We start from the raw sequence: 17,118 nt of genomic DNA on the forward strand, positions 1-17,118 counted from the left end.
GACATGTGCATCCAGACCCACGGCGGCTTCGGCTTCGCCGAGGAATATGACGTCGAGCGCAAGTTCAGAGAGACCCGGCTCTACCAGGTCGCCCCCATCTCCACCAACCTCATCCTGGCCTATGTCGCCGAGCATGTGCTCGGCCTGCCTAGGTCCTATTGAGCGGACCGTTCAGGCCCAGCCCATCAGGACCGCAAACACCATCACCGTGCCGGTGACACCGACAGCCCAGGCCAGCGGCCGCACCATGGGCACGCCGAACAGATAGAGCCCAGCGTGGACCACCCGGCTGTAGAAGAACAGCTGGGCGCCGAGCGCCGTCGTGGCGTTGGTCGACTGCGCGACCACGGCGATCAGCAGCAGCGGCGCCATGATCGTCAGGCCCTCACGGTGATTGTCCACCACTCGCTTCACCCGGGCTTGCAACACGCCGGGCGGGGGCAGGTCGTCGCGGGCGTTGGCCAGGGGAACCAGCCCCTGGGCGCGGATGCCCACCACCGCCTGAAGCACCACCAGGACGAACAGCAGGGCTGCCGAATAGGCCAGCATCGTCAGTTCAACGCCCATGTCTCACTCCCCCGATCTCGACGGCTCGCTTGGTCGCGGCCTGTGGGAGGAACTTCAGCCCTCTGGGCCAACCGGTCAATGTCCGGCGGCGGCCAGCAGGTCTGGCAGGGCGTTCCAGGTCATCCCTCCCTGGCCCCTGGACCAGCCCAGGAAGGTTTCAAGGAAGCTCCAGGCGCGGGCGTCGTGGACCAGATGGTGGGTCAGGAGACCGATGGGGGCCGACCAGGCGCCCGATCGCCGCCGCGACGCCAGTTGGGCCGTCAGGTCAGAGAGGAATCGGCCCTCGCCTCGAAACCGCGCCCCGCCCCGCCAGCGCATGAGATCCAGATGGGCGTCGACGCGCGGCGCCTGGCCGGGCGAGGCCATTTCCCCCCAGGCCGACCAGCCCCTATAGCCGCAGTCCTCCAGCGCGCAGGCCAGTTCAGGATGGATGTCGTTCCAGGGCGGCACGAAGATCCGCGCCGCCTGCGGCGCCTGGGCCAGGCGGGCCCAGCCGGCGCGCAATTGGGTGGCCACCCGGATACGCCGCCATTCCGGAGGAAACTCTCCCGCAGCCGGGCCGGTGCGCCGATTCTGATGGTCGATCCCGTGCTGGGCGACACAGACCTGGCCCGTGTCCCCCAGTCGCGCCGCCAGGGCGGTGATATCGCCGTCGGGAATCACCGCCAGGGTCAGGGGGGTGGCGTGGCGGGCGGCCAGGTCCAGCAGGCGGTCCAGTTCAGCGGAGGGCGCGCGGGCGTCGTCGTCACGCCACCACAACACCGGCTTTCGCCCCGCCGCGCGCCAGCGGCGCAACTCCAACCTCAGCAGCAACCAGGACATCTTCCCGCCCACGGACGGACCTCGCCCGAGCATTTGACGCCGCCGACGCGCCTCTCCCCCAGGTCTCAGGCCCGCCCCGCCCGATCCCGCGCCATGCGACGTCGCCTTGAGTACGACCTGGGGTCGGACTAGGTTCGTCGAAGCGCAATCAGGCGTGAACCGCATGGGGCCCAAGCTGGCTGGCGAACCACAGGACCGCGCGGCGGAGTCGAACTCCGACCTGATGCGCCACTACTTGGAAAAGCGCGCCAATCTGGTGCGGTTCTTCGCCGCCCGCCTGGGCTCGGCGACGGCCGCCGAGGATCTCGCCCAGGACCTCTATCTGAAGGTCGCCGCCCTGCCGGTCGCCGAGGTCATCCAGAACCCCACGGCCCTGCTCTACCGCATGGGCTCGAACCTCATGCTGGATCGCCTGCGACAGGAACGCCGGACCGTGGTCCGCGACAGCGCCTGGCGGCGATCGGCCACGACCCAGCTCGGCGACGAAGAAATCCAGGACGAGCCGCCAGCGGATGAGGCGCTCGCGGCGCGCCAACGGCTGGCCCTGCTCCTGCGCGAACTGGAAAGCCTGCCGCCGCGGATGCGACGCGCCTTTCAGCTTCACAAGTTGGAAGGGCTGAGCCACCTTGAAACCGCGCGGGCCATGGGAATTTCCGTCAGCGCGGTGGAGAAGCACGTGAGCGGCGCCCTGAAGGCGCTCCTGTCGAGGTTGAGCTGATGTCGCCGATCGATTTTGTCGGAAAAATCTGCAACCAGAGCGGGGGGCGTCGAGGTTCGGCGACGTCAACAGATCAGGGTGGCCATAACCGCCCGATGGGCCACGTTGCATGAATCAGAAGTCTGATCAGGACCAGGACGCGGACCGGGACGTGGCGACGCAATGGCTCGCCCGCCTGGAGCGTCCTGACGTCGGCGAGGCCGACTGGCTGGCCTTCGACGCCTGGCTTGAGGCTGCGCCCAGTCACAAGCAGGCCTATGACGACGCCCTGGCCCTGTGGTCAGAGCTGGAAGCCCACGCCCCGGACCTCGCCCAAGCCCTCAACGCCGCTCCGTCACGACCCGCAGCGTCGCGGAATTGGATGGTGATGGCGGGCGGGCTCGCCGCGGCTGGCCTGGTCGCCGCCGTGGCCGTCCCCTGGCAGGATCTCACCGCGCCGACCACGACCTATCAGACCGCCAAGGGCGAACGGAAGACCGTGGTTCTGGCCGACGGCACCCGCATCGACCTCAATGCCGGCTCGCGACTGACCGTCCATCTGGGGACCCACGAGCGCCGGGTCGAGATGGCCGACGCCGAGGCGGTGTTCGATGTCGCCAAGGACGCGAAGCGGCCCTTCCTGATCACCGCTGGCGACCGCACCGTTCGCGTGGTCGGCACCCAGTTCGACGTTCGTCACCGCGACGGCCGCCAGTCCGTGGTGGTGGCCCGGGGCGTGGTCGAGGTGCGGCCCACCGGCGACGCGCCTGGGCGTGGCTATCGCCTGACCGTGGGCCAGCGGCTGGACCATCGCGAAGGTGAGGCCGAGGCGCGCGTGGGCCTGGGCTCTCCCGAAGCGGCCATGAGCTGGCGGTCCGGTAAGTTCGTCTATCGCGGCGAGCCCCTGGCCAATGTGGTCGCCGATCTGAACCAGTATGTGCCGCGTCCGGTCCGCCTGGCCGACGCCCGAACCGCCGAACTCGCCTTTTCGGGTGTGCTGGCGGCGTCTGAAGGCCCCGATATGGTGCGCACCCTGACTTTGATCGCACCTGTGACTTCCACTGAAACCCCGGACGGCCTACTCCTGCGCGCCAAGTAGCTCGCTCACAGTCTGGGATAAGGCCGTTCGTTCCGTTCGACATCGCGCCCTGACCGCTGGCGCGACGGCCTGCGCCGTCGCGTGCGTCCTGCTGGGCGGACGGGCGCAGGCGGCGACGCCCCGCTACGCCCTGGCGATCCCCGCCCAGGCCACGTCGGAAGCTCTGATCGATCTGGCCCTGCAGGCCAATGTCTCGATCGGCGGCGTCAGCGCCTGCTCAGGGCGTACGGCGGGTCTCAACGGGCGTTTCACCCTGAGCGAGGCGCTCGACAGGCTCACCGCCGGCGCCTGCGCCTTCGACATTCTGGACAGCCGCACGGTCCGAATCTCCGCCCGGCGGCCCAGGCCCTCGGCGCGACGCAGCTCGCCCACCGCGCCGGTCTTGTCGCCCACCCCATTGGTCTCTGAACTGCTGGTCACCGCCACCAAGCGCGTCGAGATCGCCAGCCGCCTGCCGGCCTCGATCAGCGCGGTCAGCGCCGACGAATTGTCGATGACCGGGGTGACGGACGCCACCGGCGTGGTGCGGCTGACCGCCGGCATGACCATCACCAATCTCGGCGCGGGTCGCGACAAGATCATGCTGCGCGGCTTGTCGGACGGCGCCTTCACCGGCCGCACCCGCTCGACCGTCGGCACCTTTCTCGACGACACCCCGATCACCTACAACGCCCCCGACCCCGATCTGCGGCTGACCGATGTCGCCTCCATCGAGGTGGTGCGCGGGCCCCAGGGCGCCCTCTATGGGGCGGGCTCGATCAGTGGCGTCTACCGGATCGTCACCCGCAAGCCTGAGCTGGACCAACTCCAGGCCAGCCTGCGCGGCCTGGCCGCCTGGACCCAGTCGGGATCGCCCAGCCAGCAGGTCGACGCCATGGTCAATCTGCCCCTTGTGGATGGCCGCGCGGCCCTGCGGGTTGTCGGCTATTACGACCTTGAGGGCGGCTATCTCGACGACGTCAATCTGCGCCTGTCCAATGTCGACCAGACCACGCGCCAGGGCGGACGGGCGGCGCTCAAGACCCGCCTGGCCGGTGACTGGACCCTCACCCTCAGCACGGCCGTCCAGCAGCTGGATTCCAAGGACACCCAGTATGTCACCGGGACCAGCGGACTGCGCCGCGCCAACCGCGTGCGCGAGAGCCACAACAACGACTTCTCCCAGGCGGTCATCGCCCTGGAAGGGCCGACCCCCTGGGGCGGCCTCAAGTCCTCGACCGCCTATGTCCGCCACGCCTTCTCAAGCAAGTATGACGCCTCCGCCGCCCTGTCCCTGTTCGACGATCCGATCGCCGACCTGGGCATCTATGAAGAGCGCACCCACATCGGCATGCTGGTCCAGGACACCGTCCTGACCTCGGAGCGCGACGGGCCGTTCAAGTGGCTGGTCGGTCTTTACGGCGTGTCCAGTCGCGAGGACTCGCCGTCCCAGCTGAAGGTGAACGCGACCGGGAAGACCTTCCGCAATGTCTATGACGACGTGCGCACCGATCGCCTGGGCGAGGTGGCGCTCTATGGGGAGATGTCCCTGGCGTTCGGCCAGGGCTGGACCGTGGCCTTGGGCGGCCGGGAATCGGAAACCCGGCTCAACACGACATCCCACGTCACCGTCACGGGCGGGGGCACAAGCCGCGCCTTCAACCGCAAGGCGGTCTTCGACAACTGGTCGCCGAAGCTGTCCTTGCAGTATGTCTTCGAGAACGGGGTGATGATCTATGGCCTGGCGAGCCAGGGCTACCGCGCCGGCGGGTTCAATTCTGGCGGGCTTTCCACACCCACAGCCGCGCGCCGGACATTCCGACCGGATCACCTGCGCAATCTCGAGATCGGCGCCAAGGCCAGCCTTCTCGACGATCGGCTCGACCTGAAGTCGACGGTCTTCTACGAGCTGTGGCGCGACATCCAGACCGACCAGTTCTTCGCCTCCGGCCTGCCCTACACCGCCAATGTCGGGGACGGGCGCAATGTCGGGCTGGAACTGGAGGCCACCTGGCGGCCGAGCGCCAATTGGTCCTTCCAGACCAACCTGCTGCTCGACCAACCGAAGATCACCAGGGTCGATCCGGCGTTCGCCAGCCGGGTGCAGAGCCATCTGCCCGGCGTGCCCGACACGTCCTTCGGCGCGCTCGTCGCCTATAGTCGCCCGCTGCGACCAGGACTGACCCTGATCCTCACTGGCCAGACGGCCTATGTCGGCCGCTCGCGCCTGACCTTCGATCCCGCGCTCTCGCCGGAGATGGGGGGCTATTTCACCGGCCGGCTCTCGGCTCAGGTCAAGGCGGACCGCTGGCGGCTCGCCGCGTTCGTGGAGAACCCCGGCAACACCCAGGGCGACACCTTCGCCTATGGAAACCCCTTCAGCTTCGGCCAGGTGCGCCAGGTCACCCCGCAGCGGCCGCGCACCATCAGCCTGGTCCTCACGCGGGATTTTTGATTTCGCCGACCTGAGGTTGGTTCCCATCGGCAGCGTCAATCTTTTGTGACGCCGCGCGAAGGTCGCGCGGATGGTGAACGGGATGGTCAGAGTGGTCAGGCTGTCGGGTCTGGTTTGCGTGCGTAACGAAGAGGCCCGCCTGGCCGATTGCCTGGCGCGTCTGTCGTTCTGCGATGAGGTCGTGGTGGTGGCGGACCGCTGCACCGACGGAACCGAAGCCATCGCTCTGCGCTTTGGGGCCAAGCTGGTCTCCGGAAGTTTCCCGTTGGAGGGGCCGCGCAAGGCCGCCGGCGTCGAGGCCTGCGGGGGCGACTGGATCATCGAGATCGACGCTGACGAGCTGGTGGGGGAGACGCTCGCCTCGGAGATCCGCATCGCGATCCACACCGCCCCCGCGGGCGACTACTTCCAGATTCCCGTCGACAACTATGTGGGCGACACCCTGGTCCGCCGGGGCTGGGGCGGCTCGTTCGGCACCTCGCTGGTCGGCCGGCTCTATCGGCGCGGCTCCAAGCATTGGAAGGAACAGCGGGTTCATCCTGGCGTGACCTTCGACGGACCGCTGGCCGGTGTGCTGACCCGTCCGATCATCCATGTCGTTGACGACGACATCGCCGACATGGTCGCGCGCCTCAACCGCTACACCGACCTGCGCGCCCAGGACCTCGCCGACATCGGCGATATGCCCGGCCTGTGGGACAATGTGTTCCGCGGCTTCCGCCGGTTCTTCAAGTGCTATTGGGGCCGCGAGGGGCGCAAGGAGGGCGAACTGGGCTTCCTGATCGCCCTGATGGCCGGCCTCTATCCGGTGATCTCCTGCCTCAAGGCGCGCGAGATCCTCAAGCGCGGCCGCGCACCGAGCGGGACGCTCATCGAACTGTGGCCGAACACCTCCGCCGCCCAGAGCCGCAAGGGCGCGCCAAAGGCGGCCTGAACAGTGCGAGGCGTCCGGGCGGTTCGCGCGTTATAAGCCGCGAACAAACGTCCAGGGAGGCCCCATGCGGAGCCAGTTCATCGCGGTCAGCCTGACCGCCCTCACGCTCTCGGCCTGCAGCCAGGGCTCCACCTCGCCATTCGCCGGGTTCGGGCCGAGGCCGGAATTGCCCGCGCCCAGCAAGGGCGTGCTGCCCACGGTGAATATCGCCAAGGCCATCGGCTGGACCGCCAGCACACAGCCCATCGCCCCGGCCGGCTTCAAGGTCACGCGGTTCGCGGCCGGCCTTGACCATCCCCGCTGGCTCTATGTCCTGCCCAATGGCGACATCCTGGCGGCCGAGTCCGCGTCCGAGGCGGCCAAGCCCAAGGACCTCAAGGACCGCATCGCCCAGTGGGTGCAGAAGGCCGCCGGCGCCCTGGAGCAGAGTCCCAATCAGATCGTCCTGCTGCGCGACGCGGACGGCGATGGCGTCGCCGAGTTCCGCAGCGTGTTCGCCAAGGGCCTGCAGCGCCCGTTCGGCATGGCCCTGATCGGGTCCCGCCTCTATGTCGCCGACGACGACGCCATCGTCGCCCTGCCCTATGCGCCCGGCGACACGGTCGCGACCGGCGCGGCGGTCAAGGTGTTCGACCTGCCCGGTGGGCCGATCAATCACCATTGGACCAAGAACATCATCGCCAGTCCTGACGGGACCAAGCTCTACGCCACCATCGGCTCCAACTCCAATGTCGGCGAGAACGGCCTGGCCGCCGAGGCCGGGCGGGCCCAGGTCACCGAATTCACCCTGCCCGCCGGCCCCTCGCGCCCCTACGCCACCGGCCTGCGCAACGCCAACGGCCTGGATTTCGAACCCACGACCGGCGTGCTCTGGACGGCGGTCAATGAGCGTGACGAGATCGGCCACGACCTGGTCCCCGACTATATGACCGGTCTAAAGGACGGCGCCTTCTATGGCTGGCCCTATAGCTATTACGGCGCCCACGTCGATGTTCGGGTCCAGCCGCCCCGGCCGGACATGGTCGCCAAGGCGATCGCCCCCGACTATGCCCTGGGGGCCCACACCGCCTCCCTGGGCCTGGCCTTCTACAAGGCCGAGGCCTTCCCGGCCCACTATCGCGGCGGCGTGTTCATCGGCCAGCACGGCTCTTGGAACCGCCGGCCGCTCAGCGGCTATCGCGTGGTGTTCATTCCCTTCGCCGCCGGCAAGCCCGCCGGGCCGCCCGAGGAATTCCTCAGCGGGTTCCTGAACGCCAAGGGCCAGGCTCAGGGCCGGCCCGTCGGCGTGACGGTGGACGGACGCGGCGGCCTGTTGGTCGCGGACGACGCCGGGAACACGGTTTGGCGGGTGGCCCCGACCCGCTAGAGGATCTTGCGGATCCGGATCAGCAGCGACTGGCCGTATTCCAGATTGCGGCCATCCACATAGGCCAGCGGCGCGGTGCGGCGCGAGCCGGCATAGACCTCGCGGATGCGATTGACGTCGCGCGAGGTCAGGTTCTGGAACTCCACCCGCAGGATCAGATCGGGGCGCGGCTTGGCCTCCACGAAGACCAGCAGCCAGGTGTCGACCTTCTTGGTCTCGATCTCGCTCAGCCGGAAGGCGCGCTCGCTATAGGCCGACATCACGTCGACGCCCCAATTGGCCTTCAGGGCCGGCAGGTCCTGGGTGTAGTGCGCCTCCCAGTCGAGGGGGTGCAGGTTGGAGATCTCGCGCTCGCGTCCGGTCACCGGATCGGTCACCTGCGACCAGCGCCAGGTTCCCTGGGCCTTGAACTGGGCCGAGGTCAGGCCCATCCGCTCAAGCGGCACGGCGACATTGAGGATCAGCTCGTCCTTGCGCCCGTCACCGATATTGCCGGGCGCGTCCGCCGCAGCCACGCCGCCCGGCCCATAGACCGGCGCGCGGTCGATGACGTCGGTCAATTCGGAATGGCGCGCGGTCAGGACGACGGCGCCGCTCTTCCAGAACCTTCGCTCATAGGCCGCCTCCGCGACCCAGGCCTGCTGGGGCGAGAGATCGGGATTGCCGGCCAGCACCGCCCCGGTGTTCACCAGCGAGGACGAGGCGATGAAGTCATCGAAGTTCAGCTGGCTGACCTCCCGCTCCACGCGCATCCGCACCTGGTCGGAGGGATCAGGCGCCCAGGTCAGGGTGGCGCGGGGCTTGGTGAAGCTCAGCGACTTCTCCAAAGCCACGTCGCCGGTCGAGGTGATGGTCGACGTCTCTTCCTTGATCCCGGCCTCGGCGGTCAGAGTCGCGGTCGGCCGCCAGATCGCCGCAGCCGAGACCTCGGCGCGCTTTTCCTCAACCCGCACATTGGCGGCGGGGAGACGGACATTGACCCGGTTCTGGAGGAAGCGGGTCTGGCTATCGAGGCTGTTCAGCGCCCCCTCGGCATAGGCCTCCAGGGTCAGGTGATCAGACATCCGCCGGCGCAGATTGGCCCGGCCGACGCTTTCGGTGACCTTCTTGTCGAGCTCGAAGTCACGATCGACGGCGGCGGAGGTGAACCGCGCCTTGGTGTCGTTGTTGTTCCACTGCTGGAACATCACCAGCTCCAGCGAGGTCGGGCCGAAGCCCCGGGCCCAGCGGGCGCCCAGCTCGGCCTGCAGCCGGTCCTGGGTGTCGTATTCATATTCCCGCCCGCCTGGCAGGCTGAGCCGGTCCATGATCTCGGCGCTATAGGGATTGGCCATATAGGCCCCATTCAGCCGCAGCCGTCCGCCCTGGAACGGGGTTTCATAGGCGCCGATCAGCCACTTGCGCAGCCCCCCGGCATCCGCATCGACATTCGATCGGATCAGCACCTTGCCGTCGGCGGCGGTGCGCACCCGGGGGCCGTCGCCGAGCTGATCATCCGGCCCCTTGCCCAGCACCATCGACAGTTCGGCCAGCTTGCCATTCCAGCGCCACTGCCCCTCGGCGCGGGCGCCGTCCAGCACCCTGTGGTCGGACAGCAGCTGGGTCGTGGCGCTGACCGCCCCGTGGAACCCCGCCGTCTGCTTGCGCACCACATTGGCCACCACGGTGCGGCCCTGCATGTCGATGCCCGGCGCGCCGCCACGGATCACGTCGATGCGGGCGACAGACCCAGCAGGGATGCGCTTGAGGATCTCGTCGAGCGTGTCGTTCTTGGCCACGGGCGCTGCGCTGTCGACCAGCACATTGCCGCCGGAGCCCTCCAGCCCGCGCACCACCACCCCCTTGTCGAAGGTGAAGCCGGGCAGGCGCATGACCATGTCCAGGGCCGTGGTCGGCCCGACCTCGGCGAAGAAGGACGGCGGATAGGAGATCGCGCCCGTCGACGGATCGGCCGCCCAGGCGCCGGTCGCGAAGGTCAAGGTCGCAAGGGTCAAGGTCGCCAAGGCGGACGCGACCGCCGCAGCCAACAGGCTTTTCACACGCATCACGAGGCCCCCGCCCCTATCCGACGCCCCAGGGCAATACCGGGATCGCCACGCCGCCTGACGGCGGCTGAAATTCAGAAAGACAAACGTCGACTGGAAAAATCAGGAACTGACGGCCGCGCTAAATCACGCGGCTGGATGGGTTGTAGCGGTTTTGCGACGGGAGGCTAGACCCGGCCGATGACCGGGATCAGGGCGCCGGTGACAGCGCTGGCCTGGGGCGAGGCCAGGAACAGGATCACGGCGGCCAGTTCGACGGGCGAGACCCAGGTCGCGAAATCGGCGTCCGGCATGTCGAGCCGATTGACCGGGGTGTCGATGATCGAGGGCAGCACGGCGTTGACGGTGACGCCGTCGCCCTTCAGCTCCTCGGCCAGGCTCTCGGTCAGCCTGTGGACGCCGGCCTTGGCCGCGGCGTAGGGCCCCATGCCGGCAGCGGCCTTCACCGCGCCATTGGCGCCGATATTGACGATCCGCCCGGCGCCGCTGGCCTTCAGATGCGGCATGGCGGCGCGGCTGGCGTTGGTCGCGGTCAGCAGATTGATCCGGAACATCGCCGTCCAGCTGTCGGCCCCGCTGTCGGCCAGGGTCTGCCAGGTGAAGCCGCCGGCGATATTGATCAGCACGTCCAGGCCGCCGAACCGGGCGACCACGGCGTCGATCGCCGCGCCGGCCGCCGCCGCATCGGTCAGGTCTACTCCGCCGAGGGTCAGGGCCTCCGCCCCGCAGGCCTCGACGAGGCCCGGGGGAGGATGCTGACCATGGTCGATCAGGGCGACCCGCGCGCCCTGCTCCGCCGCCGCCTTGGCGACCACGGAGCCGAGCGCGCCATGCGCGCCGGTGATGGCGACGACGCGCGCGGTCATCTTCGTCTTACAGACGCTCGACGATGGTCACATTGGCCATGCCGCCGCCTTCGCACATGGTCTGCAGGCCGTACTTGCCGCCCTTGCCTTCCAGCACGTTCAGCAGGGTGGCCATCAGCTTGGTGCCCGAGGCGCCGAGCGGGTGGCCCAGCGCGATGGCGCCGCCATTGACGTTGATGTTGGCCGGGTCGACGCCCAGGTGCTTGATGTAGGCGACCGGGACCGAGGCGAAGGCTTCATTGACTTCGAACGCGTCGATGTCGCTGACCTTCATGCCGGCCTTCTTGAGCGCGCGCTCGGTGGCCGGGATCGGGGCTTCCAGCATGATCACCGGGTCATGACCCATGATCGACAGGTGATGGATGCGGCCGAGCGGCGTCAGGTTGTGCTCCTTCAGCGCCTTTTCCGAGACGATCATCACGCCCGAGGCGCCGTCGCAGATCTGGCTGGAGGAGGCGGCGGTCAGACGGCCGTTCTCGCGCAGCAGCTTCACGGCCTTGATGCCGTCGAGGCTGGAGTCGAAGCGGATGCCCTCGTCGACGCTGTGCAGGGTCTTGTTGCCCTCGGCGTCGGTGATCTCGACCGCGACGATCTCGTTCTTGAACTTGCCGGCCTGGGTGGCGGCGATGGCGCGCTGGTGGCTCTGGAAGGAGAACTCGTCGAGCTCGTCCTTGGTCAGGCCGTACTTCTCGCCGACCATTTCAGCGCCGATGAACTGGCTGAACTGGATGTTCGGATAGCGCTCTTCCATGCGCGGGCTCTTGTAGTTGCCAAAGCCGTTCTGGGCCGGCAGCACGGCGGCGAGGCCCATGGGCACGCGGGTCATGCTCTCGACGCCGGAGGCGATGACGATGTCCATGGAGCCGGCCATCACCGCCTGGGCGGCGAAGTGCAGAGCCTGTTGCGAGGAGCCGCACTGGCGGTCGACGCTGGTGGCCGGCACGCTTTCCGGCAGCCGGGAGGCCAGCACGGCGTTGCGGGCGATATTGACGGCCTGTTCGCCGACCTGACCGACGCAGCCCAGGACCACGTCCTCGACGGCGGCCGGATCAATGCCGGTGCGATCGATGAGGTTGTTCAACACGGCGCCGGCGAGGTCGGCCGGATGCCAATCCTTCAGCTTGCCGCCCTTACGACCACCCGCCGTGCGCGTCGCCGCGACGATATAGGCTTCCGCCATTGTTCCGCTCCCATAGGTTCTTGCGCGTCATCTTGCGCGTCGCGGATTTCTCTATCGCAGGCGCCGTCACGGAAGCCAACCGGGCTCACGAAAGCGTGGTGTGGAGGCGAGAAAATAGCCCTCGCCCCGCTCCGCGGGGAGAGGGTTGGGTGAGGGGTCTTGCTGACTCGCAGCCCCACGCCCGCCGCCGAAAGACGCGCCGCCTCGCGGCGCGCCCCTCACCCTGCCCTCTCCCCGCAAAGCGGGGCGAGGGTTCAAGAGGGCGCTTAAGCCCCAGCCCTCAACCCATAGAACGCGATCTTGAACGGGCCCCACCAGAGGGTCTTGCCCAAACCCCGCGCGGCCTTGTCCAGGGTGAAGGCGTAGCGCGACGAGCCGGTCAGGCGCTGCAACCCGGCGATCAGCCCATAGACCACCGCCTGGCCCACGCCGATCACCATCCAGCGGGCGATGCCCAGTCGGTCCGGCGGGTCCTGGATGGCGCAGGCCGAGCTGGGGCCCTGGCCATAGGCGAAGGCGCGGGCGATCGTGTAGTCGAGCGTCAGGCGGGAGCGCACGGGGTCTTCCCAGACCCAGGCCTCCGGCGCCCAGGCGAACCTGGCGCCGGCTCTCTGCATCACCCCGAACAGCAGGTCGTCTTCGCCGCCGATATGGTTGCGGATCGCCGAGAACGGCCGGGTCGGATCGGGCAGGCTGGCGCGTTTCAGCAGGCTGTCGCCGCAGCCATAATAGTGGTCGAGGAGACCGGCCTCGGCCGGACCTTCCCTGGAAAAAAACCATTCCAGATAGGCGCGGTGGCGGGTGACCTCGGCCGGGGCGCGGCCCCGCACCGGCCCGAACACCACGTCGGCTTCGAACCGCGCCTGGGCGGCCAGGAGGGCGCAGAGCCAGCCCGCCGGCGCCTCCTCGTCGTCGTCGAGAAAGGCGATGAACTCGCCGCTCGCCCGGGCCATGGCGGCGTTGCGCGCATTGGCGACGCCGGGCTCGGGCTCATGCACATAGATCACCGGGAACGGCGCCTCGGCGGCGAGCGCCGCGACGGTCGCCTGGGCCGACGGCGCCTGGTCATTGTCGACCACCACCAGCTCCAGCCCGGCCGGATCGACGCCAACCTGCCGAAAAGTCGAGCGCGCGGCGGTCGCAAGACCGTCCAGCCGCCGCTGGGTGGGGATGATCAGGCTGACGCGCGGCTGGGTCATGCCGCGACCCTAGCGCCCGCCGGTTAGGGAAGAATGGACTGGGTCAGCCGAAGGTCGCAGCCAGGATCTGTTCCAGCCATTGCTGATCCACCGCGTCGAAGGCCGCCAGCTCGGTGGAGTCCACGTCGAACACCGCGATCAGATCGCCGCTCGCGTCGAACACCGGCACGACGATCTCACTGGCTGAACGGCTGTCGCAGGCGATGTGGTTCTCGAGCACGTGGACGTCCTTGACGACCTGGGTCATCTGCGTCGCCGCCGCCGTGCCGCAGACCCCGCGCCCGAAGGCGATGCGCAGACAGCCCAGCGTGCCCTGATAGGGTCCGACCACCAGCTCGTCGCCCTTGGCCGGATCGACCACATAGAATCCGGTCCAGAAGTAGCTGCTGAAGCTGGCGGCCAGCATCGAGGCCACCGTCGCCATGCGGGCGGTCAGATTGGGTTCGCCGGCCAGGACCGAGGCGATCTCCTCGGCGACGGCGGCATAGCGCGCGGCCTTGTCGCCGGGCAGGGTGATGTCGTTGAAGGCTTCGGCCATGTCCGCCCATATAGGGCGGCCAGCGTCAGACCGCGACGGCCAATCGCTCCTTGGCCTTGTACTCGACGGTCAGTTCCAGATTGCGGTTGATCCGCTCGGCCTGGGCCACGTCGGCCTCGTCCACCCCCATCAGGGTCAGGATCGCGTCGATGTGAACCTCGACGATCTCGGCGTCGCAGGCCTGGGGCCCGCCCATGGCGTCGATATAGCCCAAGAGGGAATTGGTGGTCCGCTCGATGGTGCGGTCGCGCACCTGCAGGGCGCGGAAGCGGGTGTGCTGCATGACCCGATAGGTCATCTGCAGCATGGCGCGGTCCAGGCCGTGCCGGGCGCGGATCATCCGGCGCAGGGCGTTCAGCTCCACGGCGATGGTCTGGCGGGTGAGGTTGCGCTCCTTGGCGTCGGAGACCTCGACCGGATCCTGGCGGCGACGCATGGGTCCGGAATAGTCGACCTCGGCCTTGCGGCGGCGATCGGGGCCGACATAGGCCTCGCTGACCACGAAGGGCCGGGGCCGGCGCAGCACCAGCTGGATGCGCGACAAAAGGGAGGCCGGAGTGAAGGGCTTGAGCACGAACTCATTGACCCCGGCCAGCCGCGCCAGCTCGACGTCCAGCATGGCGGCGTTGGCGCTGACCATCACCACCGGGACCTGGGGATTGGGGATGAAGGGGTCGGGCCGCAACGCCGCATGGCGCACTGTGCGGGTGAAGGTCAGGCCGTCCATGTCGGGCATGCAGCGGTCGGCGAAGATGATGTCTGGATTGCGCGCGTGCAGCGTGTGCAGCGCGGCCTCGGCGTCGGTCTGCACATAGACCTCGCCCACCCCGCCGGCGCGCAGCACATCGGCGATCAGCCGGGCGGTGTGGCCGTGATCGTCCAGCACCAGGACGCACAGTCGCGCCAGGTCTCCGCGTGTGACATTGGTGCTCGGCAGACTGCGCGGCGCGCTCATGATCCCAACCTGATGGCTCGGGAGGATTGTGACGACGCACGGTTGAAGGGAAGTTTACCGTCGGAATCCAAAAGCCCCAGATTGGGGCGGAGCGCGAGCAACAGCCATGACCCAAGGTATCGGCGGATCGACGGCCCAGGCGGAACTGGCCGACCTCGCCCCCTGGCCCCATCCCGCCCCGGCGATCAGCGCCGCTGAGCGGCTGGCGCGCATGGCCCGGGCCCGGGAGTTGATGGTCGAGATCGGCGCCGAGGCCCTGTTGATAGGAGCCGGCGCCAGCCTGCGCTATTTCACCGGCGTCGGCTGGGGCGCGACCGAGCGGCTGGTCGCCCTGCTGCTGCCCCGGGACGGCCTGCCGCGCATGATCTGCCCGCGCTTTGAGCTGGGCTCCCTGGAGGCCAGCCTCGGGATCACCGCCGGGGTCGACCTGTGGGAGGAGCATCAGAGCCCCTACGTCCTGACCGCCCAGGCCCTGATCGACGTCGGCGCCAGCCGGGTCGCCATCGACCCCGCCCTGCCCTTCTTCGTGACCCACGGCCTGGGCAAGGCCGCGCCAGACCTCGTCCTGCTGGACGGGGCGCCCGTGGTCAACGGCTGCCGGATGATCAAGTCAGCCGCCGAGCTGGCCCTGATGGCCCAGGCCAAGGCCATGACGCTTGAGGTCCACCGCCGCGCCGCCGCCATCCTGCGCGAAGGGATCACCACCGCAGAGGTCCGCCGCTTCATCGACCAGGCGCACCGGGCGCTGGGCGCCGACGACGGCTCCAGCTTCTGCGCGGTGCAGTTCGGCGTCGCCAGCGCCTATCCCCACGGCCTGCCCGGCGAACAGACGCTGAAGTCCGGCGAGCTGGTGCTGATCGACACCGGATGTCGGGTCCAGGGCTATAACTCCGACATCACCCGCACCTACATCTTCGGCGAGCCCACGGCCGAGCACCGCCGCATCTGGGACATCGAGAAGCGCGCCCAAGCCGCCGCCTTCGCCGCCGTGAAGCCCGGCGCGCCTTGCGAAGAGATCGACGCCGTGGCCCGCGCGGTCCTGGCCGCCGAGGGCCTCGGCCCCGACTACGCCCTGCCCGGCCTGCCGCACCGCACCGGCCACGGCATCGGCCTGTCGATCCACGAGGCGCCCTATCTGGTGCGCGGCGACAAGACCCCGCTCGCGCCCGGCATGTGCTTTTCCAACGAGCCGATGATCGTCATCCCCGACCAGTTCGGCATCCGGCTGGAGGATCATTTCCACGTCACCGAGGACGGCGCCGCCTGGTTCACCGAGCCCCAGCTCGACCTCGAGGCGCCGTTCGGGAATCGGTAAGTCCCGCCTCTCGCGAGGCGGGACGCGCCGTCAGATCAGGTCGCCACCGGCCGCCGAGGCCGTGGTGCCGTGCGCCTTGAAGGCCTTGATCACGTTGCGGCCCACCGTCCAGCGGTGCACCTCGTCCGGTCCGTCCACCAGCCGCTGCGAACGGATGTGGGTGTACCAGCGGGCCAGCGGGGTGTCGGTGGAATAGCCCAGCGCCCCATGCAGCTGGATGGCGGTGTCCACCACCTTGTGGACCATGTGGGCCAGGAACACCTTGGCGATGGAGTTCTCCTGGCGCAGGTCCAGGCCCTTCTCAGCCTTGTAGGCGATGTGCAGCAGCATGAGGCGGGCCATGTAGAGCTCGCTGGCGCAGTCGGCGAGCATCCACTGCACGCCCTGGCGCTCATCCAGCGGCTTGCCGAAGGTCGAGCGGCTGGTCACGTGGGCGGCGGCCAGGTCGAGCGCCCGCTGGGCCATGGCGACATTGTGCATGCCGTGCCGCAGCCGGCCATAGGCCAGGCGGTGCTGGCCCATGTTGAAGCCGTTGCCCTCCCCGCCCAGCAGGTTCTCGGCCGGCACCACCAGGTTCTCGATAGCGATCTCCGAGTGACCGCCGCCCAGCACGTGGGACAGAGGGCTTTCCGCCGCCATGGTGCCGATGTCGCGGACGATCCGGTAGCCTGGATTGGGCAGCTCGACGATGAAGGTCGAGAACTGCTGGTGGCGCGGGGCGTCGGGGTCGGTCTTGGCCATCACCAGCGCGATGTCGGCGACGCTGGCCGCCGAGGAGAACCACTTCTCGCCGTTCAGGACATAGTTCTCGTTGCCGTCCTTGATCGCCGTCGTCTGCATGCCGGTGGCGTCGGCGCCGGCCGCCTTCTCGGTCATCGAGTAGCAGATGCGCTTCTCGCCGTTCAGCAGCGGCTTGAGGAACTTTTCCTTCTGGTAGGGGGTGCCGTGGGCCAGCAGGGTCATCATGGTGGCGTCATCGGGGCCCTGGGTGTTCATCGACAGGGCGCCCAGATAGCTCTCGCCCAGTTCCATCTGCACCAGGGCGTTGGCCAGGGGACCGAGGCCCATGCCGCCGTGCTCGACCGGGATGAAGGGGCACCA

The 17,118-nt window shown here is 68.6% G+C and carries 16 protein-coding genes and 1 pseudogene; 7 read left to right on the forward strand and 10 right to left on the reverse strand.

Translation table 11 applies throughout. From position 1 onward, the window contains the following. Positions 1 to 162 (forward strand): annotated as a pseudogene (locus Q7P21_RS12020) (acyl-CoA dehydrogenase family protein); the annotation flags it as partial. Between the two features lie 9 nt (positions 163 to 171). Here the strand turns inward: Q7P21_RS12020 and Q7P21_RS12025 are convergent. Further along, a complete protein-coding gene (locus Q7P21_RS12025) occupies positions 172 to 567 on the reverse strand; it encodes an MAPEG family protein (protein ID WP_304169668.1) in 396 nt (131 codons plus the stop codon). Between the two features lie 75 nt (positions 568 to 642). After that, the gene (locus Q7P21_RS12030) at positions 643 to 1,389 is read right to left on the reverse strand and encodes a polysaccharide deacetylase family protein (protein ID WP_304169669.1); all 747 of its coding nucleotides are present in this window, start codon (positions 1,387 to 1,389) and stop codon (positions 643 to 645) included. 223 nt (positions 1,390 to 1,612) lie between these two features. Here Q7P21_RS12030 and Q7P21_RS12035 point away from each other — a divergent pair, with 223 nt between their 5' ends. Beyond that, positions 1,613 to 2,107: a sigma-70 family RNA polymerase sigma factor gene (locus Q7P21_RS12035; RefSeq protein WP_304177249.1), complete on the forward strand. Its 495-nt coding sequence runs from the start codon at positions 1,613 to 1,615 to the stop codon at positions 2,105 to 2,107. A gap of 109 nt (positions 2,108 to 2,216) precedes the next feature. Next, positions 2,217 to 3,185, forward strand: a complete 969-nt coding sequence (locus tag Q7P21_RS12040; protein WP_304169672.1) for a FecR domain-containing protein — start codon at positions 2,217 to 2,219, stop codon at positions 3,183 to 3,185. 123 nt (positions 3,186 to 3,308) lie between these two features. Here the strand turns inward: Q7P21_RS12040 and Q7P21_RS12045 are convergent, their stop codons facing one another. Beyond that, the gene (locus Q7P21_RS12045) at positions 3,309 to 3,578 is read right to left on the reverse strand and encodes a hypothetical protein (protein WP_304169674.1); all 270 of its coding nucleotides are present in this window, start codon (positions 3,576 to 3,578) and stop codon (positions 3,309 to 3,311) included. On the opposite strand from Q7P21_RS12045, the gene Q7P21_RS12050 reads away from it, so the two are divergent. The 3 genes from Q7P21_RS12050 to Q7P21_RS12060 all read left to right on the forward strand — a co-directional run bounded on the left by Q7P21_RS12050 (position 3,568) and on the right by Q7P21_RS12060 (position 7,919). Further along, positions 3,568 to 5,619 carry a TonB-dependent receptor gene (locus Q7P21_RS12050; RefSeq protein WP_304177251.1) on the forward strand — a complete coding sequence of 684 codons (2,052 nt, stop codon included), beginning with the start codon at positions 3,568 to 3,570 and terminating at the stop codon, positions 5,617 to 5,619. The two genes, Q7P21_RS12045 and Q7P21_RS12050, sit on opposite strands and share 11 nt — an antisense overlap. Positions 5,620 to 5,737: 118 nt before the next feature. Further along, complete coding sequence (locus Q7P21_RS12055; protein ID WP_304169678.1) at positions 5,738 to 6,553, forward strand: glycosyltransferase family 2 protein; 816 nt, start codon at positions 5,738 to 5,740, stop codon at positions 6,551 to 6,553. Between the two features lie 64 nt (positions 6,554 to 6,617). Then, positions 6,618 to 7,919 (forward strand): sorbosone dehydrogenase family protein, encoded by a 1,302-nt coding sequence (locus tag Q7P21_RS12060; RefSeq protein ID WP_304177252.1) that lies wholly within the window; start codon positions 6,618 to 6,620, stop codon positions 7,917 to 7,919. On the opposite strand, the gene Q7P21_RS12065 is transcribed toward Q7P21_RS12060, so the two are convergent. From Q7P21_RS12065 to Q7P21_RS12090, 6 genes are all read right to left on the reverse strand, one after another. After that, entirely contained in the window at positions 7,916 to 9,964 is a 2,049-nt protein-coding gene (locus Q7P21_RS12065) for a TonB-dependent siderophore receptor (RefSeq protein WP_304177253.1), read from the reverse strand. The genes Q7P21_RS12060 and Q7P21_RS12065 overlap by 4 nt on opposite strands. Positions 9,965 to 10,131: 167 nt before the next feature. Continuing rightward, entirely contained in the window at positions 10,132 to 10,830 is a 699-nt protein-coding gene (locus Q7P21_RS12070) for an SDR family NAD(P)-dependent oxidoreductase (RefSeq protein ID WP_304169684.1), read from the reverse strand. Positions 10,831 to 10,837: 7 nt separating this feature from the next. Next, the gene (locus tag Q7P21_RS12075) at positions 10,838 to 12,010 is read right to left on the reverse strand and encodes an acetyl-CoA C-acetyltransferase (RefSeq protein ID WP_304169686.1); all 1,173 of its coding nucleotides are present in this window, start codon (positions 12,008 to 12,010) and stop codon (positions 10,838 to 10,840) included. 266 nt (positions 12,011 to 12,276) lie between these two features. Continuing rightward, entirely contained in the window at positions 12,277 to 13,209 is a 933-nt protein-coding gene (locus Q7P21_RS12080) for a glycosyltransferase (protein ID WP_304177254.1), read from the reverse strand. A gap of 43 nt (positions 13,210 to 13,252) precedes the next feature. After that, positions 13,253 to 13,747: a GAF domain-containing protein gene (locus Q7P21_RS12085; protein WP_304177256.1), complete on the reverse strand. Its 495-nt coding sequence runs from the start codon at positions 13,745 to 13,747 to the stop codon at positions 13,253 to 13,255. Positions 13,748 to 13,772: 25 nt separating this feature from the next. Further along, the gene (locus tag Q7P21_RS12090; protein ID WP_304172124.1) at positions 13,773 to 14,702 is read right to left on the reverse strand and encodes a response regulator; all 930 of its coding nucleotides are present in this window, start codon (positions 14,700 to 14,702) and stop codon (positions 13,773 to 13,775) included. Positions 14,703 to 14,808: 106 nt separating this feature from the next. On the opposite strand from Q7P21_RS12090, the gene Q7P21_RS12095 reads away from it, so the two are divergent. Beyond that, complete coding sequence (locus tag Q7P21_RS12095; protein ID WP_304177257.1) at positions 14,809 to 16,017, forward strand: Xaa-Pro peptidase family protein; 1,209 nt, start codon at positions 14,809 to 14,811, stop codon at positions 16,015 to 16,017. A 30-nt stretch (positions 16,018 to 16,047) separates the two neighbouring features. On the opposite strand, the gene Q7P21_RS12100 is transcribed toward Q7P21_RS12095, so the two are convergent. After that, positions 16,048 to 17,118 (reverse strand): acyl-CoA dehydrogenase family protein (locus Q7P21_RS12100; RefSeq protein ID WP_304177259.1); only part of this gene is annotated, 1,071 nt, incomplete at its 5' end.

Origin of the sequence: Phenylobacterium aquaticum, from assembly GCF_947378715.1 — a bacterium.
In the GTDB taxonomy this organism is placed as follows: domain Bacteria; phylum Pseudomonadota; class Alphaproteobacteria; order Caulobacterales; family Caulobacteraceae; genus Phenylobacterium; species Phenylobacterium aquaticum_A.